Annotated in this window: 23 protein-coding genes; 17 read left to right on the top strand and 6 right to left on the bottom strand. The window is 39.1% G+C overall.

What is annotated here, in order from left to right; all coding sequences use genetic code 11:
- Positions 1-5: 5 nt before the first annotated feature.
- The 7 genes from ACSAMO_RS07065 to ACSAMO_RS07035 all read left to right on the top strand — a co-directional run bounded on the left by ACSAMO_RS07065 (position 6) and on the right by ACSAMO_RS07035 (position 4352).
- A complete protein-coding gene (locus tag ACSAMO_RS07065) occupies positions 6-464 on the top strand; it encodes a BMC domain-containing protein (protein WP_117968448.1) in 459 nt (152 codons plus the stop codon).
- Between the two features lie 90 nt (positions 465-554).
- Positions 555-830 (top strand): ethanolamine utilization microcompartment protein EutM, encoded by a 276-nt coding sequence (gene eutM / locus ACSAMO_RS07060; protein WP_117968447.1) that lies wholly within the window; start codon positions 555-557, stop codon positions 828-830.
- 143 nt (positions 831-973) lie between these two features.
- Entirely contained in the window at positions 974-1612 is a 639-nt protein-coding gene (pduL, locus tag ACSAMO_RS07055) for a phosphate propanoyltransferase (RefSeq protein ID WP_022229852.1), read from the top strand.
- Between the two features lie 39 nt (positions 1613-1651).
- Positions 1652-1912: a EutN/CcmL family microcompartment protein gene (locus ACSAMO_RS07050; RefSeq protein WP_022229851.1), complete on the top strand. Its 261-nt coding sequence runs from the start codon at positions 1652-1654 to the stop codon at positions 1910-1912.
- Between the two features lie 53 nt (positions 1913-1965).
- Positions 1966-3300, top strand: coding sequence for a 4Fe-4S dicluster domain-containing protein (locus ACSAMO_RS07045; RefSeq protein ID WP_022229850.1), 1335 nt, complete (start codon positions 1966-1968; stop codon positions 3298-3300).
- A gap of 10 nt (positions 3301-3310) precedes the next feature.
- Entirely contained in the window at positions 3311-3859 is a 549-nt protein-coding gene (locus ACSAMO_RS07040; RefSeq protein WP_499209011.1) for a BMC domain-containing protein, read from the top strand.
- Between the two features lie 271 nt (positions 3860-4130).
- Positions 4131-4352, top strand: coding sequence for a helix-turn-helix domain-containing protein (locus ACSAMO_RS07035; protein ID WP_499209010.1), 222 nt, complete (start codon positions 4131-4133; stop codon positions 4350-4352).
- Between the two features lie 52 nt (positions 4353-4404).
- Here the strand turns inward: ACSAMO_RS07035 and ACSAMO_RS07030 are convergent, their stop codons facing one another.
- The 5 genes from ACSAMO_RS07030 to ACSAMO_RS07010 form a co-directional block, all read right to left on the bottom strand.
- Positions 4405-4548, bottom strand: coding sequence for a hypothetical protein (locus ACSAMO_RS07030; RefSeq protein WP_499209009.1), 144 nt, complete (start codon positions 4546-4548; stop codon positions 4405-4407).
- 151 nt (positions 4549-4699) lie between these two features.
- On the bottom strand, positions 4700-5005 hold the full coding sequence (locus ACSAMO_RS07025; protein WP_499209008.1) for a hypothetical protein: 306 nt from the start codon (positions 5003-5005) through the stop codon (positions 4700-4702).
- A gap of 146 nt (positions 5006-5151) precedes the next feature.
- Positions 5152-6009 (bottom strand): AraC family transcriptional regulator, encoded by an 858-nt coding sequence (locus ACSAMO_RS07020; protein WP_412613550.1) that lies wholly within the window; start codon positions 6007-6009, stop codon positions 5152-5154.
- Positions 6010-6123: 114 nt separating this feature from the next.
- Entirely contained in the window at positions 6124-7542 is a 1419-nt protein-coding gene (locus ACSAMO_RS07015; protein ID WP_117968442.1) for an arabinose isomerase, read from the bottom strand.
- Positions 7543-7721: 179 nt separating this feature from the next.
- On the bottom strand, positions 7722-8996 hold the full coding sequence (locus tag ACSAMO_RS07010) for a glycosyltransferase family 2 protein (RefSeq protein ID WP_117968441.1): 1275 nt from the start codon (positions 8994-8996) through the stop codon (positions 7722-7724).
- Between the two features lie 505 nt (positions 8997-9501).
- On the opposite strand from ACSAMO_RS07010, the gene ACSAMO_RS07005 reads away from it, so the two are divergent.
- From ACSAMO_RS07005 to mnmL, 3 genes are all read left to right on the top strand, one after another.
- Positions 9502-11838, top strand: coding sequence for an ATP-dependent Clp protease ATP-binding subunit (locus ACSAMO_RS07005; RefSeq protein ID WP_337601000.1), 2337 nt, complete (start codon positions 9502-9504; stop codon positions 11836-11838).
- A 94-nt stretch (positions 11839-11932) separates the two neighbouring features.
- Entirely contained in the window at positions 11933-12109 is a 177-nt protein-coding gene (locus ACSAMO_RS07000; RefSeq protein ID WP_022229840.1) for a DUF1540 domain-containing protein, read from the top strand.
- Between the two features lie 78 nt (positions 12110-12187).
- On the top strand, positions 12188-13129 hold the full coding sequence (gene mnmL, locus ACSAMO_RS06995; protein WP_117968439.1) for a tRNA modification radical SAM protein MnmL/YtqA: 942 nt from the start codon (positions 12188-12190) through the stop codon (positions 13127-13129).
- Between the two features lie 42 nt (positions 13130-13171).
- Here the strand turns inward: mnmL and ACSAMO_RS06990 are convergent, their stop codons facing one another.
- The gene (locus ACSAMO_RS06990; RefSeq protein WP_147513808.1) at positions 13172-13939 is read right to left on the bottom strand and encodes a hypothetical protein; all 768 of its coding nucleotides are present in this window, start codon (positions 13937-13939) and stop codon (positions 13172-13174) included.
- Between the two features lie 120 nt (positions 13940-14059).
- On the opposite strand from ACSAMO_RS06990, the gene ACSAMO_RS06985 reads away from it, so the two are divergent.
- The 7 genes from ACSAMO_RS06985 to ACSAMO_RS06955 all read left to right on the top strand — a co-directional run bounded on the left by ACSAMO_RS06985 (position 14060) and on the right by ACSAMO_RS06955 (position 22798).
- Positions 14060-14287 (top strand): helix-turn-helix domain-containing protein, encoded by a 228-nt coding sequence (locus tag ACSAMO_RS06985; protein ID WP_147513809.1) that lies wholly within the window; start codon positions 14060-14062, stop codon positions 14285-14287.
- A 385-nt stretch (positions 14288-14672) separates the two neighbouring features.
- Positions 14673-15443: a DeoR/GlpR family DNA-binding transcription regulator gene (locus ACSAMO_RS06980; RefSeq protein ID WP_022228749.1), complete on the top strand. Its 771-nt coding sequence runs from the start codon at positions 14673-14675 to the stop codon at positions 15441-15443.
- Positions 15444-15825: 382 nt separating this feature from the next.
- On the top strand, positions 15826-16308 hold the full coding sequence (locus ACSAMO_RS06975) for an Lrp/AsnC family transcriptional regulator (RefSeq protein ID WP_022228748.1): 483 nt from the start codon (positions 15826-15828) through the stop codon (positions 16306-16308).
- Positions 16308-17480, top strand: a complete 1173-nt coding sequence (locus tag ACSAMO_RS06970) for an aminotransferase class I/II-fold pyridoxal phosphate-dependent enzyme (protein ID WP_483229894.1) — start codon at positions 16308-16310, stop codon at positions 17478-17480. The genes ACSAMO_RS06975 and ACSAMO_RS06970 overlap by 1 nt, the downstream gene beginning before the upstream one ends.
- Before the next feature lie 9 nt (positions 17481-17489).
- Positions 17490-19118, top strand: coding sequence for a CTP synthase (gene pyrG, locus ACSAMO_RS06965; protein WP_117968703.1), 1629 nt, complete (start codon positions 17490-17492; stop codon positions 19116-19118).
- Positions 19119-19153: 35 nt separating this feature from the next.
- Complete coding sequence (locus tag ACSAMO_RS06960; protein WP_499209007.1) at positions 19154-20902, top strand: ABC transporter ATP-binding protein; 1749 nt, start codon at positions 19154-19156, stop codon at positions 20900-20902.
- Positions 20903-20980: 78 nt separating this feature from the next.
- Positions 20981-22798, top strand: a complete 1818-nt coding sequence (locus tag ACSAMO_RS06955) for an ABC transporter ATP-binding protein (RefSeq protein WP_499209006.1) — start codon at positions 20981-20983, stop codon at positions 22796-22798.
- Positions 22799-22802 lie beyond the last annotated feature (4 nt).

Here is a 22802-nt window from a genome sequence, read left to right as displayed (position 1 = left end):
AGCAGATGGAATATTCATTAGGTTTGGTTGAGGTTTCAGCGTTGGGAAATGCTATTATAATGCTTGACGATATGCTGAAAGCGGCTGATGTTGAGTTTGTTGCGACAGAGCGTAAGCTTGGAGGCAGACTTGTAACAATAGTCGTAAGAGGCAAACTTACTTCCGTAAAAGCGTCAGTTGACGCCGGTGTGGCAAGAGCTACAAAGGACGGATGTTTGAAAGCGTCACAGGTTATAGCAAGACCTCATCATGAGATATTTAAGTTCTTGCATCTTGACGAGGAGGAGAAAAAGCCTAACTCGGAAATTGCGGGAACACACGTCGGAGCGATAAAAGAAACTCCGGTTAAGGCTGAAAAACCAAAAACAGTTGAGAAATCAACAGAAACGGAAAAGACTGCGAAAACAACTGCCGAAAAGAAACCGGCAACAAGAAGACGCGGTCGTCCGAAGAAAACACAATAATTAAGTTCTAATTTGCACATTGGTGCTTTTAGATAAATAAATTAAGTAAAAAAGGGCATTCGCCCAAGAAAAAATAGGAGGAAATTTAAAATGGCAGTAGAAGCATTAGGTATGGTAGAAACAAGAGGTCTTGTAGCAGCAATCGAGGCAGCAGATGCTATGGTTAAGGCTGCAAACGTTACACTAATCGGTACAGAAAGAATCGGTTCAGGTCTTGTAACAGTTATGGTAAGAGGCGACGTTGGTGCAGTTCAGGCTGCAACAGACGCAGGTGCTGCAGCAGGTTCAAGACTTGGTGAACTTGTATCTGTTCACGTAATTCCTCGTCCACACAGTGACGTTGAAAAGATTTTACCTGCTGTTTGATTTAGTAAGTAAAAATTCTTATGTAGAAATACATAAGGCGAAGTATGGACGTTAAGTCCGATTCCGACATGGCTGACGGGGAATTTTAATTTTCCCGTCACAGCTATGGGGAATGAAACCTCAATTTTTAGGAGGAAAAAGGAATGGACAACAATTTGCAAGATATGATTGCTAAGGCAGTTGTAGATATTATTAAGCAAAAAGAAGATAATAAAGGAATAAAAGTCGGCGTGTCGGCAAGACATGTTCATTTATCACAGGAACATTTGGAAATTCTTTTCGGTAAGGGACACGAACTTACTGTAAAGAAAATGCTTATGGGTGATCAGTTTGCGGCAGAAGAATGTGTAACATTGGTAAGTCCGTCACTTCGTACAATCGAGGGTGTTCGTGTACTTGGTCCTGTCAGAAAACAATCACAAGTTGAAATTTCAAGAACAGATACCTTTAAATTAAAGGTTAGTCCGCCTGTACGTCCTTCAGGCGAGTTAAAGGGCAGTGCGCCGATGGCGTTGGTTGGTCCAAAGGGCAGTATATTTTTAAATGAAGGCTGTATCATAGCCAACAGACACATACATATGACTCCTGCAGAGGCAGAAAAGTATGGAATTAAGGATAATGACATCGTTGATGTTGAAATCCAAAACTCAAAACCGACACGTTTCTATAACGTTCAGGTCAGAGTTAGAGAAGACTTTAATACGGAAATGCACATCGATACTGATGACGCAAATGCCTGTGCAATAAAGACAGGCGACAGAGTTGTGATTTTAGAAAAATAACCATATTAGGCTTTTTGTCTAATAAGAGGATTGATAATAATGATTATTGGCAGAGTATATGGAAGCGTTGTATCAACTCATAAACTTGAAGGTTTGGTGGGATATAAGTTTATGCTTGTACAATGTATTGAAAATAAAAATCTTGTCGATAAGTTCCTTGTAGCAGTTGACGGAGTCGGCGCCGGTATCGGTGAGGACGTTATAATTACTACGGGTAGCAGTGCGAGAGTTGCAATCGGTGATGCAAATTCACCTGTTGACGCAACGATTGTCGGTATACTTGACGAGAAACAATGCTGATTAAATTCAGTAAATAAACCCACATAATAACTCTTTGGGGAGGAAGAAGCAAAATGACATTTGAAGAGCTTCAGAAAATTGTATATGATGCAGGTATAGTCGGTGCCGGTGGTGCCGGATTCCCTACTCACAGAAAATTTTCAGACAAAGTAAAACAGATTATAGTGAATGCGGCAGAATGTGAACCATTGATGATGGTTGATCATCACATTTTGGAACATCACCTTCAGGCACTTGTTGATACACTTAATGTACTTATTGATACAATGGGTGCAGATGAGGCAATTATCGGTATCAAGGGTAAGAATATGCACCTTTTGGATACAAAAATTGTTGCATCACTTGAGGGTACAAAGGTAAGAATTAAGGAAATTCCCGACATTTATCCTGCCGGTGACGAAGTTGTACTTACATATGAAACAACAGGCAAGATTATTCCGGAGGGAGCAATCCCTGTAATGGTCGGCGTAATGGTTATTAACGTTGAAACTGTTTATAACATTCACTGTGCAATTACAAACGGTCAGCCTGTTACTCAAAAGTATGTAACAATCGGCGGTGACGTTGATGAGGATATTACAGTTAAAGTTCCTGTCGGAATGAAGATTAAGGCGTTGCTTGAGGCAACAGGACACGGTGACCTTGACGGTAAGGCCGTTATTAACGGCGGTCCTATGATGGGTAGACTTGTTGATTTGGAAAACGATTCTGTTACTAAGACAACTAAGGGACTTCTTATATTCCCTGAAACTCATTCTATCATTCAACGTAAGAGAATGCCAATTTCAATGACATTAAAGCGTGCGTCTGCAGCTTGTTGTAACTGTACAATGTGTAGTGATATGTGTCCGAGAAACTTGCTTGGATATAATATTAATGTGCATAAGACAGTTCGTGCGGCATCGCACAGCGAAGTTACAGATTCAGAAAGCTTTTTGCAGTCGGCTCTATGCTGCGGTTGCGGTGTCTGTACCGTTATCGGTTGTCAGCAAATGCTTGACCCGCAGAAGATTTCAATGGACGTAAAAGGTGCTCTTGGAAGAAAGGGTCTAAGACGTCAGAATAATCAAGCGCCACAACAGGTAAGACCTGAAAGAGCGTCAAGACTTGTATCTTCGTCTGTTCTGATTGACAGACTGGGAATAAGAAAGTATGTTAAAGCACACGTTGAAAGAAAGTATATAGACTTTGCTCCAAACGAAGTTTATATCGAACTTAAACAACACGTTGGTAAGCCGGCAAGTGCTACTGTAAAGGTCGGCGATACAGTTAAAGTTGGTGACGTTGTTGCTCAAACAGCATACGAGGATCTTGGTACAACAATGCACGCAAGCATTGACGGCAAGGTTAAGGCAGTCACAGACAGATTTGTTATTATTGAAAGATAGTGGGTGAGAGATGATGAATTCAATAGGATTAGTTGAAGTAAAAAACGTATCTAAGGGTATTGTTGTAACTGATGAAATGCTAAAGAGTGCGGGTATCGTGCTTATAAGTTCAGGTTCGGTTTGTCCGGGTAAATTTGTCACAATCGTAGGCGGAGAACTTTCTGCTATTCATGCGGCTGTTGACAGAGCGGAACTTATCGCGGAAGATGCACTTATTGATAAATTTGTAATAGGTAATCTTGGTGATAACGTATTTGAGGCAATTTGCGGAACAGCCGATGTTGAGGAAAAGAAGGCATTCGGTATTGTTGAAACATTTACTGCCGCAAGTGCAATTCAAGCAGCCGATGCTGCTGTTAAAGCCGGTGACATCGAACTTATCGAAGTTCGTGTGGCTCGTGGTTTGGGCGGTAAGTGCTTTGTTTCAATGACAGGTGATGTTGCAGACGTTAAAGCAGGCGTTGAGGCAGGAGCAAGAATTGCGACTGAACAAGGCGTGCTTATCAATACAGAAGTTATTGCTAATCCACATCCTGAATTGTGGGAAGCTGTACTTTAATTTGATTTTACGGCTTAAAAAGGTACTGCGTATGCAGTACCTTTTTTACGTCTAAATCGGACAAATTCGATTGTGTAGCGTAATATTTATATAATCATATTTATATGCAAATGTATAGTAATATTAAATTACTAAGTAGATTTGCCGAAAATGTGATACCATCACACTTCCCGCGGAGCGTGTGAGTTGAAATTTTAGATTTTTGTTGATATTTTAAATTATTAAGTGTATAATGTTAATATGAGATGATACAATAGAAAGGATGATTTATATGCTTACAACAGCAGAAAAAATAAAAGTAATTATGAAACGCAATAATTTTACAATGACCGAATTAGCCAATCAATTAAATTGCTCAAGACAGAATTTGTCAAATAAAATGTCGCGTAATAATTTTGACGAAAGGGAATTGACCGCCATTGCCAATGCTCTTGGCTATGAACTTGAAATCAATTTTATAAATCGTGAAACAGGTGAAAAGATTGAATTATAACAAAAATTCTGATTTTACTTGCATACAAAAAAGCACGTCTAAAAACGTGCTTTTAATCTTCGTCAAGGTATGCGTATTTATCTGACATTGCTTCCGCTATTTCTTCTTCTGTTAAGCTATCAATTATTCTTTGAATTGCTCGTTTATTTTCTTCAAGTGTTCCGTCTAATTGGGGTGATGGTTTAAGTTCTTTCATTCTAAATCACTCCTAACTGTCTGTATTCTCTTTTATTATACCATATTTTTTGACATTTGCAACAGATTTTAATGCATTTTTAACTCGTATGTCATATTTAGAATCGCACTTAAACATATGACATTATAACTACTTTGGGTGAAATCATATTTTAATATGATTTTAATATATGATTTACAAATTCGTTAGGCAACTTTGCATTGTATTTTTCTACGTAATATATTAGTTCATCACTCCATACGTATTCGTTATCGCCTAAAACATGATTTTCATATGATATGGTATCGCCCGTAAATATATCACGCAAAATATCTAAACGTACAAAGATAAATGTTCCTTTTTTTAGATAATTCAATATTTGTTCCTTGTTTTCATATTCGACATCAGATAGATTACTATACAAACTTTCTAAACAACTATTACAACCGTTTAATTCTTTAAATCCTATAAGTTTCATATTTTAATCATTCCTTATATCATAATTTTAATGTTTTTTGATTTTAACATAATACACTTCACTACCTATTTCATTAAATTATATTTACTGTACGTCAGACTGTTTTCGTTCCGCAGGAGTGTATGAGTAAAAGTGGGGAAGAAAAACTAAGTAAAATCGCGTCTATAATCGGTTGGTTTTTGATTGGTATTCTTTTTAAACTGTGATATAAAGTTACTTGTATCAAGGAACCCGCATTCTTCGGATATTTCGGCGATTGATTTATTTGTTGTACGCAAAAGCAATTTTGACTTATTTATTCTATAATTCGTCAAATAATTATACGGAGTTGTACCCATAATCCTACGAAAAAGGCGGATAAAATGATATTTTGAAATATGGATATTCTGTATCATATCATCAATGGATATTGAATCGGAGTAATTATTTTGAATAAAATCAATTACCACATTAATATCATCCGAATGTTGACGTTTTTGACTTTTTTGTTCATTTTCGATTGTGTAAATAACAAGTGTATTCAGAACATCATGTATTTGCGAAGAAGTGGAAATGCTGCTGAGAACATCATTTTTTGTCACGTTACATATAAGCTCCGACAGCTGTTGTTCAAAACTCAAAAAGTCTTTTACGGAAATAATATTTACCGCGTTAGGGTAGAGAACATCAAACATTGCCGACACTGCACTGCCTTTTAAATGAATCCATATAAATTCCCATTCTTCGTTATTTGAAAAGTATTTATGATAATTATGACAATTTATCATAACGGCATTGTGAGGAAGAGCAGTCAAAGAAACTTTGTCACTCACAACCGTACCGCTGCCTTTTATTGTGTACAACAAAAGATAACTGTCGTGTTCGTCACGTTCCACTTTATAATCAGCCTCTGCACGAAAATGACCTGCCTCGGTTATGTAAAAAGGCAATGTCAGTGTAAGCGGAGTTGGTGTGGCGGTGTACCAAAGTGAATTATCTGTTATTTTTTCTTCGTATTTTGACATATGGCTCTACCTCCTTTTTTTATTCTAACACATATTAAACTTTAAAGCAATAATTTCATATTAAATGTACAAAAAAAGCAAGCCACGTGAATAGCTTGCTTTTATATGTTTTATTTATCTTGTTACGATGTCAACAGGAACATTAAAGATTTTAGCAACCTTTAAGATTGTATCGATATGTCTGCCTGTAGCGGCTGCAAAGTGGTGAGTAGGACCGCATTCGCTCCAACGGTTTACAAATTCTCTTGCTCCGCAAGTGAAACGTGTTCTCATATTTGTATCACCGAATGAAAGAATCTTACCTTCTTCATTTACGCCCTCTGCAACGATAAACTTAAAGTGACCGTCACCGTCTTGTGTAATTGCAAGATAAGTAACAGGACCTGTGTACGGATAGAATTGAGTAAGGTAACCGCCGCCTGTTTTACCGTGGAATACCTTAACAATCTTCATTGTAGGTTTTTTATCTGAAATATCAGCATCACCCGAACCGCTGTGACCGATGATTGCAATATCGTCGTTAAAGTCGATTGAATACATTTCAGCAAGCTGACCTGTACCTGAGATAGTCTTTAGGATACTCATAGCCATAGCAACCTTCATATCACCCTCAACGGCACAAGCTGTACCTTGCTTAATAAGCATTGAGAATGCAGGGATAAGCATACTGTCAAGTACGCCGGCTTTACCTTGAGCGTAACCGTCATAGTGAGATGCGATTAAGCCAAGATGTTCGTCCTTAACCCATTGCTCAAAAGCAACAACGTATTTAGCCATATCCCAAACTTCTTCGATACTTCCGCCGCCTTCGATGTCGAATGTATCAAGAATATCTTGAGCCTTTGCACGAATTGCATCTTCGTCTGTGATGTTGTCAGCGATTGCCCACATCTTTTCCCAGTCGAACTGCTTTGTATATAGGTGCATTCTTCTGTATAGGTTTGATTCGTCAATGTAAAGGTCCATCATACCCGGATAAGGTCTGCCGATTTGAGCGATATTTGTATCTCTGAATCTTCTTCTAACCTGAGCTGCACGGCACCAATCGTCGATTTCAGCCTGTACACCAGGGTCACCGCCTTCAACAACACCTGTGATTACAGCGTGTCTTTTGCCGTATCTTTCAAGGTCTGCAACCATTTCGCCGACTGCACCGCAGGCATAACCTTCGCCAAGCCATGACGCTATATCAGTGTGGTCATAATCCAAAGCCTTTAGCTTTTGGATATTTACAAGAACAACCGGTACATCAAGGTCTTTTACTGCCGGTAGCATATTGTATGATGTTGCATATGTAAGTAACTGAAGAAATACCAAGTCAACGTCTGCGGCACGGAATAAATCTCCTGCTGCTTGTGACTGCTCCTTTGTTGTTACCATTCCGCCGTCGATTATTTCGACAGTGTCAGGAAGTGTTTTCTTGAACGCATCGTATTGAGCTTCAAATTCAGGTACCAATGATGGGAACTGAGGTAGATAAGCTCCTAATGCAATAGAAAATACGCCTACTTTAGCCTTTGTTTCAACTAACATTACTCTCTTCCTCCATTAATTAAATATTTAATTATTTTTCCGAAAAACAATAGCAAATCATACAATTTGACTGCCACGCACTGCTTTTCTCTCTATAAGATTTATTATACAATAAATGAAATAATACGTCAAGCGTTTGGGGCAATAAAAAAACCGCATAAAGCGGTTTTTAAAATATACTATTTACTGTTTAAACGATTTAACTCTTCCATAGAAATTGTGCGAGTATGTTTTGTATGTGACCATTCGGTTTTGTTTTTACCGATCATACCTTGAATTGCGATAGGCACCCAAGTGAAGTTATACAAAATATATGTGAAGTAGTAAAATACCATTTTTGGCTTAAATTCGCGGCGTTCATACCATATAACGAACGGTGTATAGCAGAACTGCAAAATAACGATTACGTTCCACAGCCACGAATTACCGAATATGTATGAAAGCTGAATGAATCCTAAGTCACCGTCGGGGTGAAATGTTTGTGCATATGCGAAGAATGTAATGATACCTGTTGCGATAATTCTTATCGGCTGAACAAGATATACAGCACAGTCAATACACGAAAGTTTTCTCTCTTTAATGCCTTTTTTGATAAGTTTGAAGAAATATCTTGATGCAACGTCACAATGTCCTTGCATCCAACGAACTCTCTGACGCCACGACTGTTTTAAGGTCAAAGGTTTTTCGTCGTAAACAACGGCGTCGTAAGCGAATGCCACACGTGTGTCGTTAAGAGAAAGTTTCATTGTAAATTCCATATCTTCCGTAAGACAGGTTGCACCCCAACCGAGTTTCTTTAAAGTGTCAAGTGCGATTATAAAGCCGGTACCCGAAAGTTCACAGCAAAGACCGAGTTTGTATCTTGAAAGCTGAAATATACGGTTTACACTCCAAAAACAGAATGAATAAGCTGCCGTAATCCAAGAATCGTATGGGTTTTTGCTGTCAAGAAAACCTTGAACAACCTTAAAGCCTTGATTTGCACGTTCATTCATAGCTTTTAGATAATTTTTATCAACAAGGTTGTCCGCGTCAAATACCGATATATAGTCGTATTGTTCGTCCATTTTATAAAGCTTGTCGAACATCCATTCAAGCGCGTGTCCCTTACCTCTAAGCTCCGGAACGTTTCTTACATATACAAGTGCACCGGCATCTTCAGCCGCTTTTGCGGTATTGTCGTCGCAATTATCGGCAATTACAAAAATATCATATGCGTCATCGGGATAATCAAGCTGTTTCAAAGATTCAACCATATTACCGATAACGACTTCCTCATTATGTGCAGATATTATAAGTGCAAATTTATGTGTTTTGTCGGAAATTTTCTTATTCTTGTCTTTTATCGGCAAAAAACCCGTAATCCCGACTATAAGATAGTAAATACCGATTGACAAAGAAAATACCTGTAAAATTATGCTAAACACAGTCAAAAACATACTGCCGTCTGACATTAAATTACCCCCTATAAAATATTCATAGTCTATTTTACTATCTTTGGCTGAAAAAAGCAATATATTTATGATATTTTTTGCAAATTCTATAATTATTTCTAAATAAATAAATTATATATGGGTAATTTTTTAGTATGGCAGAGATGAAATTATAATATAAAGGCAGGTGCATATAATAGATAATACTGAAAAGAATGCTATAAGCTCGCCTTTCAGACGTGAAGATTTTTGACGGCGGGTATAGTTTGAAACCGCTATACATTTACTGTTTTTTAACTGTTGTGTATTCATAATAAAACTTGTCCTTTTTGTGAAATTTATTCTATATATAAAGTATATGAAATAAATTTACAATATATTCCAATTATTTTTGCGAAAAGTGAAATATTTGTAAACATACTTAAAAAGGGGTTTAAAATTTTAGATTGATATGGTATAATAACTTCAAAAATTGTGTATTTTCGGCGGTAAAACCGTTTTAAGATATATAGAAAGGAAAAAAGTGATGACATTATGTGCAAAATGTAAGAAAAACCCTGCGGTTTTCTTCATTACAAAAATGGAAAACGGAAAGACCACAAGCGAAGGACTTTGTCTGTCATGTGCAAAAGAGTTGGGGATTGCTCCGATTAATCAAATGATAGATAATTTCGGTGTGTCTGACGAAGAACTTGAAAATATAAATAATCAGATGTCCGAATTTATGGAGAGTATGGAAGGTATGCCTGGTATGGACGGCGATTTGTCGGAAATGCTCGGACAGATTTCGGGCGGTGAGGACGACGAAGGCGGTGCGGCTACCGCTCCTCTTGATGCGTTTAAAGATTTCTTTAATAATCTTGGCTCTAACTCAAACAGTGACGAAAGTACCGAGGAGAATAAAAAGTCGAAAGACAAAAAGCAGTCGAAGAAAAAACAGAAAAAGACCATGCTTGATACTTACGGCACAAATCTTACCGAAAAAGCCGCAAGAGGCGAGGTTGACAGAGTTGTAAACAGAGATGCGGAGATTGAACGTGTAATTCAGATTTTGAACAGACGTTCAAAGAATAATCCAGTTCTTTTGGGTGAGCCGGGTGTAGGTAAAACTGCCGTTGCAGAGGGTTTGGCTTGCAGAATATATGAAAAGAATGTTCCGCCTAAACTTTTTGACTATCAGCTTTATTTGCTTGACTTTACGGCACTTGTGGCAGGTACACAGTTCAGAGGACAGTTTGAGGCAAGACTGAAAAGTCTTTTAAACGAGGCTGCCGAAAGAGGTAACGTTGTACTTGTAATTGATGAGATTCATAATATCGTTGCGGCAGGTGACGCAGAAGGGGCAATGAGTGCGGCGAATATTCTGAAGCCGGCACTTGCAAGAGGTGAAATTCAGATAATCGGTGCGACAACTCTTACAGAGTACAGAAAACATATAGAAAAGGATTCCGCACTTGAAAGACGTTTCCAACCTGTCCTTATCGACGAGCCTTCTATTGACGAAAGTATCGAGATTTTGAAAGGTATTAAGGATTATTACGAAAATTACCATTCTGTAAAAATTTCTGACGATATAATCGAACAGGCGGTAAGGTTGTCGGAAAGATATATAACAGACAGATTTTTGCCTGACAAGGCTATTGACGTAATAGACGAGGCAGGTTCAAGAGTAAATCTTAAAAATAAGGCACTTTATGACGTTAAATTGTTGGAGGACAGACTTGATGTCATAGAGGAAGATATTGAAACGGCTACCGATGATGGCGATTTTGAAAAAATAGCCAACTTAAAAACAGAAAAACTTAAAGTTGAAAAAGACATTGAAACGGCTGAAAACGAGGCTAAAAAAGCAGAGATTACGTTTGACGATATTGCGGCTGTTATCGAGGGGTGGACTAAAATTCCCGTACATCGCTTGACGGAGGACGAATCTACAAAACTTCTTAATCTTGAATCGCGTATTCATGAGCGGGTTATCGGTCAGAATGAGGCTGTTGAGGCTGTTTCGCGTGCGATAAGACGCGGCAGAGCCGATATTACTACAAGAAAACGTCCTGTATCGTTTATATTTGCAGGCCCAACAGGTGTCGGAAAAACAGAACTTGTTAAGACGATTGCGGAAGTTATGTTTGATAACGAAGAATCACTTATCAGAATTGATATGTCGGAATATATGGAGAAACATTCGGTTTCAAAATTAATCGGCTCACCTCCGGGATATGTCGGATATGATGATGCCGGTCAGCTTACGGAAAAGGTTAGAAGAAAGCCGTATTCCGTAATATTGCTTGACGAAATCGAAAAAGCACACCCTGAAGTGTTTAATTTGTTCTTGCAAATTCTTGATGACGGACGTGTTGCGGACAGTCACGGTAAAATAGTTAATTTTGAAAATACCATTATTATAATGACAACAAATGCAGGTTCTGAATTTAAGTCGGCGGCGGCAGGTTTTAACTCGAATGATGAAGTTAAACTTGACGATAACGTGGATAAGAGTTTAAAACAGTTCTTTAAGCCTGAATTCCTTAACAGAATTGACGAAATCGTAACATTCAAACCGCTTACAAAGGAAAATCTAAGACAGATTATTGACCTATTACTAAAGGATATTCACGCAAAACTTGCGGAAAAAGACGCAAAACTTGTTGTTACCGATGAAGCGAAAGAGCTTATCTTGGAAAAAGGTTACGATAAGCGATACGGTGCAAGACCGCTTAAGAGAGCAATCCAAAAGCTTTTGGAGGATAAACTTTCAATCTTGTCGCTTACAGGTCAGATTACATCGGGCTGCGTAATTACCGCCGACAGAAAAGACAACGAAATCACACTTACGGCAGTTTCAAACTTGCTTGAAAATTAGTATGATTTTCCTGTGATATTTTAAACCTAACTGCAAATAATATTTATGTGCCGCAGGAGCGGTATTGAATATTATTTTATGGAGGTAAAATATCATGGCATGTTGTAACGGTGAAAAGAACGAAAGTATTAAATGTACTGTAACACAGTGTGCAAACCACTGTGATTCAGCAGATTATTGTTCACTTTCAAGTATTCAAGTGGGTACGCACGAGGCTAATCCTACAATGGTTGAATGTACAGACTGTAACTCATTTGAATTGAAGAAGTAATAAAAAATTTCAGAACCCTAAAAGGAACTGTAGAAAAATTATGTTTTTTCTACAGTCCCTTTGTTTATGGAGAAAATTATGGAGAATAAATTTAAGTATTCAAACGACAATAAAAGATACCATACATGGAACTATCATCTTCAGCAGAAATTCGGCGGTAAGGTGTTTAAGGTGGCGTTAAACGGCGGTTTTACGTGCCCGAATATCGACGGTAAAAAGGGCGTCGGAGGGTGTATATATTGTTCGTCAAGCGGCAGCGGTGATTTTGCGGGTGATCCGTCACATAATATTCTTACGCAGTTTGAGGAAGTCAAGGAGCGTATGCATAAGAAGTGGCACGAGGCTAAGTATATTCCGTATTTTCAGGCACATACAAATACATATGCACCTGCAAGCGTGTTGCGTGAAAGGTTTGAGCCTGTGCTGAAACAGGATAACGTGGTTGGGATAAGTATTGCGACGCGTGCAGATTGCCTTGAAGATGATGTGCTTGATTATTTGTCGGAATTGAATGAAAGAACATATCTTGTGACCGAACTCGGCTTGCAGACTGTTTTTGACGAAACGGGTGAAAAGATTAATCGCTGCCATACATATGCGGAGTTTTTGGACGGTTATAAAAAATTGCAGGATAGAAATATAAATGTGTGCGTACATCTTATTGACGGCTTGCCCGGTGAAACGACAGATATGATGCTTGAAAGTGCAAAGGCGGTGGCGAAACTAAATCCGCATTGCGTGAAATTGCATTTGCTGCACGTTTTGAAAAATACTCGCCTTGCAGATATGTACGCAAGAGGTGAGTTTGAACTTATGACTCTTGAAGATTACGTTGAAACGATAGTAAATCAGCTTGAAGTTTTTTCGGAAGAAACGGTAATACAAAGACTTACCGGTGACGGCGGTCGTGATTCACTTGTAGGTCCGCTGTGGAGTTTGAAGAAATTTGTAGTGCTTAATGAAATTGATAAACTTATGGTTAAACGCGATACATATCAAGGGGTTAAGTATGGTGAATAGTAAAAAAGAGAAGTCAATGGCTTCTCTTTTTTGATAAAAGTTTTATTGTTGTAATTCTATTCTATCAAGATACAATGCAGGAACTGTGATTTTTCCGCCCATAGTCGATTGATAAGAATAAAGTCCTAAAGAAGTTCCGTAAACCGTTACATAATCATCATCAAGAATTCTTGATGTTACTATATTTTTCGGATAAGCAACATATATAACGTTGTCATAATCTCCGTTCACAGCAATTCTGTGTTGAGTTTCAGTATCACCTTCTATAACTTGAATGACTTTACCGCTATATGTAAGGCTTTTTCCTTTATATGGGTCAGGATTCCTTGCAAGTTCTTTGTAGTCAACATAGCCATAATTTTCTCTTATAAATTCCTTTGCAACGGGAGCAGGTGTCGGTGTTGGCAGAGGTTCCGGAGTGGGAGTAGCAATAGGTACGGGTGTTGCCGACTGTTGTTCGGTGACAGGTGCTGTTGTGACAACAGTTGAATCTTTTTGGGTTGGTTCGTCAGATGAAGAACATTTTGTAAATAAAAGAATAATAATGATAATAGCCGCAATTATAATTGTGATAATGTATTTTTTATTTGGATTATTATTCCCTTGAGGAACTTGTTGTATAGGTGATGTGTCTGTTGTTTGTGTGTTTTGTTGCGGTGTTTGAGTCGATTGAGTATAGGCGGTTTCTGATTGAGTGTTTTTTGTGTCGGTATTTGTTGTTTGCTCAACTTTCTCTAACGGTGTATTGCAAGCAGTGCAGTAAACAATATCATCAGTAAATTCTTTTGAGCATTTAGGACATTTTTTCATAAGTGTTCCCTCCATATATGTATATTTTGCACCTATATAGGTGCAAAATTATTATAACACAATGCTACAATGAAGTCAATAGTTTTGTACTTATATTAGTGCATTTTGACGGGGTGAAATATGGACGCATTATATGAGAAAAAAATAGGAAATAAAATCCGAAGTATTCGTGAAAAAAGAAAGATTACACAAGAGGAATTATCTGCAAAACTGCAAGTTAGAGGGTGTGACATAACACGTAGTGCACTTGCAAAAATAGAAGTTGGTCAGCGTCATATATATCCTGATGAGATTAGGCATTTTAAAGAGATACTAAATGTTGAATATGATGATTTATTTAATGTGTGAGATAATTATTAGGATAGATTAAAAAGAGAAGTCAATGGCTTCTCTTTTTGTGTGAGTAGGGGCGAACATTGGTCGCCTGTGTAGCAAGGTAATTTGCGGTGGCGATAAAAAGGGGACGTCGAGGGCGCCGTTCCGCACGAAACCACCACTCCGCCCTACGGGCACCTCTCCTCAAGGAGAGGCATATAAGGCTCCCATATAGGGGAGCAGTCGACAAAGTCGACTGAGGGGTGGAGAGGGGAAACGGAGAGTAGTGGCGGAATACAGTCGTAGGGGCGACCATTGGTCGCCCATGTGGATAGTATTCTTTTTATTTTTGCACCGTATTGAAAAGATAGGGAAAATATGATAAAATACATACAACAAATAAGAATGGAGATTAGATATGCTTGCAGTTGAACGCAGAAACAGAATAGAGCAGATAATAAATAAAAACAAGAGTGTACTTGTGGTGGAACTTGCAAAACAGTTTGAGGTTACAACCGAAACAATTCGCGGTGACCTTGAAAAACTTGAAAAACAAGGTGTGCTTGTTCGTACATACGGCGGTGCAACGCTTGTCGATAACAGCGAAATCGAACTTGCAATAACGGAACGTGATACGGTGAATTATGAGGGCAAACAACGTATAGGAAAATATGCGGCTGACCTTATAAAAGACGGTGAAACTATATTTCTTGACGCAAGTACATCGGCATGGCACTTGGCGAGATACATAAAAGGTAAACGCGGTATAACTGTTATTACAAATGCTGAAAAAATCGTGAATGAACTTTCAATGTGTGACCATATTCACGTTGTGTGCGTCGGCGGTGAACTGACGCCGAGAAATATGTCGTATATCGGACGTGTTGCGGAAAAAACAATAAAAGAAAATTATTATGCGAATAAGTGCTTTTTCTCATGCAGAGGTGTAACGCTTGGTCGTGGGCTTGTTGATTCGAGCGAGGGCGAGGCTGAAATAAAAAAAGCAATGCTTTCGTGTAGTGAATCGGCAATTTTCCTTTGCGATAAAAATAAAATCGGTAAAATAGGTGTTCCGAGAATTTCGGGCCTTGACGGTATAGATTGCTTTATTACAGACGCACAACTGACAGATGAATGGCAAGTGGCACTTGCCGAACAGGACGTTAAACTTGTGGAAGTGGAAAAGTAAAAAGTGTGTAGCAATTCGTAGGGGTGATCATCGGTCGCCCGAGTGGACAAAAATACGTTAGTAGGGGGCGGCACCTTCGGCGTCCCAAGTATAGCGAAAAGCCACCCCTCAGTCAACCGGCATTGACAGCTCCCCTCAATGGGAGCCGATTAAAAGTCTCTCCTTGAGGAGAGGTGTCACGAAGTGACGGAGTGGTGGCAAAAATACAACCAAAATCGGTGTAAAAACACCGATTTTTTAATTTTTTTTAAATTTGTGAAACTTTTTTGAAAAAAGGTATAGCATTTTTAGCGTAAATACGATATAATTATAAGATAAAATGACTATTCATATGTAAAAATGTGAAAACGGTTACAGAACAAAGTATTGAAGGCTGACTTTTATGGAAGAAATTTTAAACATTCTTGACAAGGAAAAAGGTAATGTATCACGAGCGAAAATCGCGCAGATGCTTGGTATGGAGGAAAAGGAAGTCGCCGACAAGATTGAAAAAATGGAAAAGGAAAACGTTATTGTCGGTTACAAAACCATTGTAAACTGGGATAAGACCGACAAAGACGTTGTTGTTGCACTTATCGAACTTCGCATAACTCCGCAAAGAGGTGAAGGATTTGATAAGGTGGCAGAGAGAATTTACAAATACCCACAGGTAAAATCACTTTACCTAATGTCCGGAGCATATGACTTGGCCGTTACAATCGAGGGCAAGAGTATGAAAGAAGTGGCATTGTTCGTTGCGCAGAAGCTTGCACCGATGGATTCGATAATTTCAACGGCAACTCATTTTGTGCTAAAAAAATACAAAGAGGAAGGAATTGTATTCGAGGACGATGAAAAGGATACAAGACAGGTAATTACGCTATGATAGATTACGAAAAAATTATTTCACCGGTAGTTTCGGCTTTACCGCCGTCAGGCATAAGAAAGTTTTTTGATATAGTTGCAGAAATGGACGATGCTATTTCGCTTGGCGTCGGTGAGCCTGATTTTACAACACCTTGGGCAATTCGTGAAGCCGGCATATATTCGCTTGAAAAAGGACAGACGCACTACACCGCAAATGCCGGACTTATGGAATTGCGTGAAGAAATCTGCAATTACTATGACAGAAAATTCGATATAAAATATAATCCGAAAAAAGAAGTTCTTGTAACGGTAGGAGGCAGTGAGGCGATTGACCTTATGGTAAGAACGCTTATTAATCCCGGTGACGAGGTACTTATTCCGGAGCCGTGTTTCGTTTGTTATCGCCCTTGTACGGTTATGGCAGGCGGTGTTCCTGTTCCGATTGAAACAAAAGAAGAGGACAATTTCAGACTTTTGCCGGAACAGCTGAAAGAAAAGATTACCGACAAGACAAAACTTTTAATTCTGCCGTATCCGAATAATCCGACAGGCGGAATTATGTCAAAGGAAGATTTGGAGGCTATTGCAGAGGTGCTTCGCGGTACAAATATAATGGTACTGTCAGACGAGATTTATGCTGAACTTCGTTATGACGGCGAAAAGCATATTCCGTTTTCAAATTTTGAGGGTATGAAAGAAAGAACTGTTGTTGTAAGCGGTTTTTCAAAGACATTTGCTATGACCGGTTGGCGTCTTGGTTATGCGTTAGGTCCTGAAAGAATTATAAAGCTTATGACAAAAATTCATCAGTACGGCATAATGTCAGCACCGACAACCGCACAATTCGCTGCGATTGAGGCACTAAAGAGCTGCGACGATGATATTGAAGAAATGCGTCGTGAGTATAATTACAGAAGACGCTACATAGTGGACGGTTTCAGAGCAATGGGACTTAGTTGTTTTGAACCGCTCGGAGCATTTTATGTATTCCCTTGCATAAAATCTACGGGTATGACAAGTGAAGAATTTTGTCAAAATCTGCTTATGGAAGAAAAGGTCGCTGTCGTACCGGGCAATGCGTTCGGCGAGAGCGGAGAGGGATTTATACGCTGTTCATATGCGTATTCGATTGAGAACATTCAAGAAGCACTTAAAAGAATAGAGAAGTTTGTTAAAAGACACAGTAAATAGGAGGAAAAAATGGATACAAAGTATATATTCGTAACAGGCGGAGTTGTTTCAGGACTGGGTAAGGGCATTACAGCCGCATCATTGGGAAGATTGTTAAAGGCAAGAGGATATAAGGTTACAATGCAGAAGTTTGACCCTTATATCAATATGGACCCGGGTACAATGAGTCCGTATCAGCACGGTGAAGTTTTCGTTACAGATGACGGTGCGGAAACAGACCTTGACCTTGGACACTATGAAAGATTTATCGACGAAAACCTAAGCGTAAATTCAAACGTAACAACAGGTAAAATTTATTGGTCGGTTATTTCAAAGGAAAGACGCGGTGACTATGAGGGAAGAACTGTACAGGTAATTCCGCATATCACAAACGAAATCAAGTCAAGAGTTTACCGTGTTGCAAATACGCAGGACACAGATATTGTTATTACGGAAATCGGTGGAACAGTCGGTGATATTGAATCTACACCGTTCCTTGAATCAATCAGACAGGTTGTAAAGGAAGTCGGTAAGGAAAATTGTATGTATATCCACCTTACACTTGTACCGTATCTTTCAACATCGGGTGAACAAAAGACAAAGCCGACACAGCACAGTGTTAAGGAACTTCTAAGCCTTGGTATTCAGCCTGACGTACTTGTTTTAAGAACTGAAAAGCCTCTTGAAGAAGGACTTGCAGAAAAGATTGCGCTATTCTGTAATGTATCACCTGAATGTGTTATCGAAAACCTTGACCTTGATACACTTTACGAAGTTCCTCTTGCACTTGAAGAAGAAGGACTTGCAAAGGTTGTATGTAACCGTCTTGGACTTGAGGACAGAAAACCACAGCTTGATGATTGGACAAAGATGGTTGACGTCGTTAAAGACCTTATGAACGGCGGCAAGGAAGAAGTTACAATTTCACTTGTAGGTAAATATGTATCATTGCACGACGCATATATCAGTATCGTTGAATCGCTAAAGCACGGCGGAATACAGAATTACTCAAATGTTAATATCAAGTGGATAAACAGTGAAGAAGTTACTGCAAAGACTGCGGATAAACTTCTTAAAGATTCTGACGGTATTCTTGTACCTGGCGGTTTTGGTGACAGAGGTATTGAGGGTAAGATTATTGCCGCTCAATATGCAAGAGAACACAAAATTCCGTATCTTGGAATTTGTCTTGGTATGCAGATTGCGGTTATAGAATACGCAAGAAACGTACTTGGCTACAAGGACGCAAATTCATCGGAACTTAACCCTGACACAACTCACCCTGTAATCGACCTTATGCCTGAACAACGTGACGTTGAAGATTTGGGCGGTACAATGCGTCTTGGATTGTATCCGTGTAAGGTTACACCGAACACACTTGCACAAAAGGTTTATAACAGTGACCTTATTTATGAAAGACATCGTCACAGATATGAATTTAATAACTTCTACAGAAATGAAATAACAGACAAGGGAATGGTTATTTCAGGTCAGTCACCTGACGATAAACTTGTTGAAATGGTAGAAATTCCTGATCACCCATGGTATATCGGTGTTCAGTTCCACCCTGAATTCAAGTCAAGACCTAACCGTCCGCACCCATTGTTTGCCTCATTTATCAAGGCGGCATTGGACAAGAAGAATAAGGCGGCTGAATAATTGGATTGCCTGCTTGACAGAAAGGTAAGATTAACTTGAAATATTATTGGAAGTATATAAAACCGTATATGTTGTTTTTCATATTAGGTCCTTTGCTTATGCTTACGGAAGTTGCAGGGGAAATCGTGTTGCCTAAAATTATGGCATCAATGATTGACAGCGGTATCGGTGCGGAAGTCGCAGGACTTGGAACGGGATATATTTTGTCGCGGGCGTTGCTTATGATTGCGTGTATCTGTATTATGATAATCGGCGGTATCGGCGGTCATTTCTTTGCGATTAGGGCGTCGGTTTATTTCAGTGCGGATTTAAGACAGGGAGTGTTTGAAAAGGTACAGAACTTCTCATTTAAGAATATAGACAACTTTTCGACAGGCTCACTTGTTACGCGTCTGACAAACGACATTACGCAAGTGCAGAATATGGTTAGAATGCTTCTGATTATGGCAATGCGTTCACCGGGTATGCTGATAGGCGGTATTATAATGGCTTGTTCAATTAATAAAGAACTTGCGCTTATATTGGCATTCGTTATTCCGATACTGGCGGTATTGATAGGATTGCTGTTAAAAACCGCGTTTCCGCGATTTGGTGCAATGCAGAAAAAACTTGATAATCTTAATTCGGGTATACAAGAGAATATAACGAATGTTCGAGTTATAAAATCTTTTGTACGACAGGATTTTGAAACAGAAAAATTTGAAAATGCCAACTCAGACCTTATGAATACTACAATGAGAGCCTTGAAAATCGTTATAACGACAATGCCGATTATGACGTTGGCAATGAATATAACAACATTGCTTGTGGTATGGTTCGGCGGTAATTTTGTTGTAGGCGGAAGTATGGGTGTTGGTGACCTTACTGCGTTTACAACATATATTACGCAAATTCTTATGTCACTTATGATGGTTTCAATGCTTTTCTTACAGCTTTCGCGTGCGCTTGCGTCATCGACAAGAATTACGGAAGTGCTTAAAACAGATGTAGACCTTACAGATGAAAATGCAGGTCAAAAGGATAAGAAAGTTGAAAACGGCAGAGTTGAATTTAAAAATGTTTCTTTCAAGTATTACGAAAAACGTAAAGAAAACGTACTTGAAAATATTTCATTTACCGCAGAGCCGGGAGAAATTGTCGGTATAATCGGCACAACAGGCTCGGGTAAATCGTCGCTTGTACAGCTTATACCGCGTCTTTATGATGTTACAGACGGTGAAGTGCTTGTTGACGGCGTGAATGTTAAGGATTACGGTCTTAAAAATTTGCGTGACGGCGTCGGCATGGTACTTCAGAAAAATGTATTGTTCAGCGGAAGTATCGAAGAAAATCTTCGTTGGGGTGACGAAAATGCCACAATGGAAGAAATTCGTGCCGCTGCGGACGCCGCACAGGCTGACGGATTTGTAAACGCATTTACGGACGGCTATAATATGGAGCTCGGACAGGGCGGTGTCAATGTTTCAGGCGGACAAAAGCAGAGATTGTGTATCGCAAGAGCACTTTTGAAAAAGCCGAAAATTCTTATACTTGACGACAGTACAAGTGCCGTTGACACAGCCACAGAGGCTAAAATCAGACAAGCGTTTACAACGAGTTTGAAACACTCGACTAAAATAATAATAGCACAGAGAATTACATCCGTAATAGACGCGGATAAAATAATTGTGCTTGAGGACGGAAAGATTATCGGTATGGGAAATCACAATGAGCTTATGAAGAATTGTGAAGAATATCGCGATATTTACTATTCTCAAACAGATAAAGAAAAAGAAGTTTCTTAATTTGTACATCTTATCAGCCCACGATAAGAAATGTATTGACTATGTGGGCAGAAAGGCTATGGAAGTAAAATGCCTCCAATGGGACCACCGAACAGGAACAGAAATCAGAAAAAACAGAAACCTAAAAATACAAAGGCGACTGCAAAAAGACTGTTTTCGTATTTGGAACAGGAAAAGCATAAAATTGCGGCGGCATTTGTGTGTGTTTTGGTAAGTTCTGCGTCAACATTGTGCGGCTCGTATCTTTTAAGACCGATTATTAACGGACTTATAGATTCGACCAAAACATCTCAGCAGAAAATCACTTCGCTTATGGCAGGACTTGCACTTATGGCAGTGGTTTATGTACTCGGTGTCGGTGCAACATATTTGCAGGGACGTATTATGATCAGCGTTTCACAGGGTACTCTGAAACGTATCAGAGAGCATTTGTTCCGTAAGGTGCAGAAACTTCCTGTCAGATATTTTGACACAAACCCTACGGGTGACATAATGAGCCGTTTTACTAATGACGTTGATATTATCGGCGAAATGCTTAATTCGACTCTTGTACAGATTTTCTCGGGTACGATAACTTTAATCGGTACACTTGCACTTATGCTTTACACAAACTGGGTGCTTGCGGTTGTGACGATTGTAGTATCACCGATTATTGCAAAAATCGGAACTGCCATAGCCGGTAAATCGCGAAAATATTTTATGAAACAACAAACCGACTTGGGTAAAGTAAACGGTTATATCGAAGAAACCGTTACAGGTCAAAAGGTTGTTAAGGTATTTAATTATGAAAAAAATGTCGTAAATGAATTTTCCGAGCTTAATCAAAGTCTTAGAAATTCACAGGTTAAGGCACAGTTTATAAGCGGAATTATGGGGCCTTGTATGAACGCAATGAGCCAGGTCAACTACACATTGACGGCTTGTGTCGGCTCGATAATCGCTTTCGCGTCACGTTGGGGCGGAGGTGTTCCGTTTTCCGCACTTGACATAGGCGGTCTTACTGTTTTCGTAAACTATTCAAGACAGTTTTCAAGACCTATAAACGAACTTGCACAGCAGGTTACAAATATTATGTCGGCACTTGCCGGTGCGGAACGTGTATTTAACGTAATGGACGAGACGGAAGAAATAGATGACGGTAAAAAACTTGTACTTGATAAAGTACACGGTGACGTCTTGGTTGAAGGTGTGACATTCGGATATAATCCCGATAAAACAATTTTGAAAGATGTTTCTGTTTTCGCCCACCCGGGACAGAAAATAGCACTTGTCGGATCAACAGGTGCGGGTAAAACGACAATAACCAACTTGATTACACGTTTTTATAATATCAATAAAGGAAAAATCACTATTGACGGTGTTGACATTAAGGATATAAGCCTTGAATGTTTAAGAGAAAACATCGCGATGGTTTTACAAGATACACATTTGTTTACAGGCACAATTATGGAAAATATCCGTTACGGCAGACTTTCGGCTACCGATGAAGAAGTTCGACAGGCGGCGAAAACTTCTTGTGCGGATATGTTCATAAAAAATATGCCTGAAGGCTATGATACAATGCTAAAGGGGGACGGTTCAAACCTTTCACAAGGTCAGCGTCAGCTTTTGAATATTGCGCGAGCCGCTTTGTCAAAAGCACCGATACTTGTGCTTGACGAGGCGACAAGCTCCGTCGATACAAGAACGGAAAAACATATCAATGAGGGTATGGACGCTCTTATGGAGGACAGAACCACGTTTGTTATAGCACACAGACTGTCTACAATTCGTAATGCGGACGCGATTATGGTACTTGAAAACGGTGAGATTATCGAAAGAGGTACTCACGAAGAACTGCTTGAAAAGAAAGGCAGATATTTTGAATTGTATACGGGACTCAAAGAACTTGATTAATTTA

The sequence above is a fragment of the Ructibacterium sp. SJQ-7 genome, from assembly GCF_054696575.1.
The sequence above is the reverse complement of the archived record's forward strand: the minus strand, read 5'-3'. Positions and strand labels throughout refer to the sequence as shown.

What these genes read in the sequence shown, in the direction of transcription:
- ACSAMO_RS07025 (WP_499209008.1), bottom strand. Translation starts at nt 5,005, where the DNA reads ATGAAACTTATAGGATTTAAAGAATTAAACGGTTGTAATAGTTGTTTA.
- ACSAMO_RS06985 (WP_147513809.1), top strand. Translation starts at nt 14,060, where the DNA reads ATGGACGCATTATATGAGAAAAAAATAGGAAATAAAATCCGAAGTATT.
- ACSAMO_RS06975 (WP_022228748.1), top strand. Translation starts at nt 15,826, where the DNA reads ATGGAAGAAATTTTAAACATTCTTGACAAGGAAAAAGGTAATGTATCA.
- ACSAMO_RS07065 (WP_117968448.1), top strand. Translation starts at nt 6, where the DNA reads ATGGAATATTCATTAGGTTTGGTTGAGGTTTCAGCGTTGGGAAATGCT.
- ACSAMO_RS07020 (WP_412613550.1), bottom strand. Translation starts at nt 6,009, where the DNA reads ATGTCAAAATACGAAGAAAAAATAACAGATAATTCACTTTGGTACACC.
- mnmL (WP_117968439.1), top strand. Translation starts at nt 12,188, where the DNA reads ATGGAGAATAAATTTAAGTATTCAAACGACAATAAAAGATACCATACA.
- ACSAMO_RS06955 (WP_499209006.1), top strand. Translation starts at nt 20,981, where the DNA reads ATGGGACCACCGAACAGGAACAGAAATCAGAAAAAACAGAAACCTAAA.
- ACSAMO_RS07045 (WP_022229850.1), top strand. Translation starts at nt 1,966, where the DNA reads ATGACATTTGAAGAGCTTCAGAAAATTGTATATGATGCAGGTATAGTC.
- pduL (WP_022229852.1), top strand. Translation starts at nt 974, where the DNA reads ATGGACAACAATTTGCAAGATATGATTGCTAAGGCAGTTGTAGATATT.
- ACSAMO_RS07015 (WP_117968442.1), bottom strand. Translation starts at nt 7,542, where the DNA reads ATGTTAGTTGAAACAAAGGCTAAAGTAGGCGTATTTTCTATTGCATTA.
- ACSAMO_RS07030 (WP_499209009.1), bottom strand. Translation starts at nt 4,548, where the DNA reads ATGAAAGAACTTAAACCATCACCCCAATTAGACGGAACACTTGAAGAA.
- ACSAMO_RS07050 (WP_022229851.1), top strand. Translation starts at nt 1,652, where the DNA reads ATGATTATTGGCAGAGTATATGGAAGCGTTGTATCAACTCATAAACTT.
- eutM (WP_117968447.1), top strand. Translation starts at nt 555, where the DNA reads ATGGCAGTAGAAGCATTAGGTATGGTAGAAACAAGAGGTCTTGTAGCA.
- ACSAMO_RS07010 (WP_117968441.1), bottom strand. Translation starts at nt 8,996, where the DNA reads ATGTCAGACGGCAGTATGTTTTTGACTGTGTTTAGCATAATTTTACAG.
- ACSAMO_RS07000 (WP_022229840.1), top strand. Translation starts at nt 11,933, where the DNA reads ATGGCATGTTGTAACGGTGAAAAGAACGAAAGTATTAAATGTACTGTA.
- ACSAMO_RS07035 (WP_499209010.1), top strand. Translation starts at nt 4,131, where the DNA reads ATGCTTACAACAGCAGAAAAAATAAAAGTAATTATGAAACGCAATAAT.
- pyrG (WP_117968703.1), top strand. Translation starts at nt 17,490, where the DNA reads ATGGATACAAAGTATATATTCGTAACAGGCGGAGTTGTTTCAGGACTG.
- ACSAMO_RS06980 (WP_022228749.1), top strand. Translation starts at nt 14,673, where the DNA reads ATGCTTGCAGTTGAACGCAGAAACAGAATAGAGCAGATAATAAATAAA.
- ACSAMO_RS07005 (WP_337601000.1), top strand. Translation starts at nt 9,502, where the DNA reads ATGACATTATGTGCAAAATGTAAGAAAAACCCTGCGGTTTTCTTCATT.
- ACSAMO_RS06990 (WP_147513808.1), bottom strand. Translation starts at nt 13,939, where the DNA reads ATGAAAAAATGTCCTAAATGCTCAAAAGAATTTACTGATGATATTGTT.
- ACSAMO_RS07040 (WP_499209011.1), top strand. Translation starts at nt 3,311, where the DNA reads ATGATGAATTCAATAGGATTAGTTGAAGTAAAAAACGTATCTAAGGGT.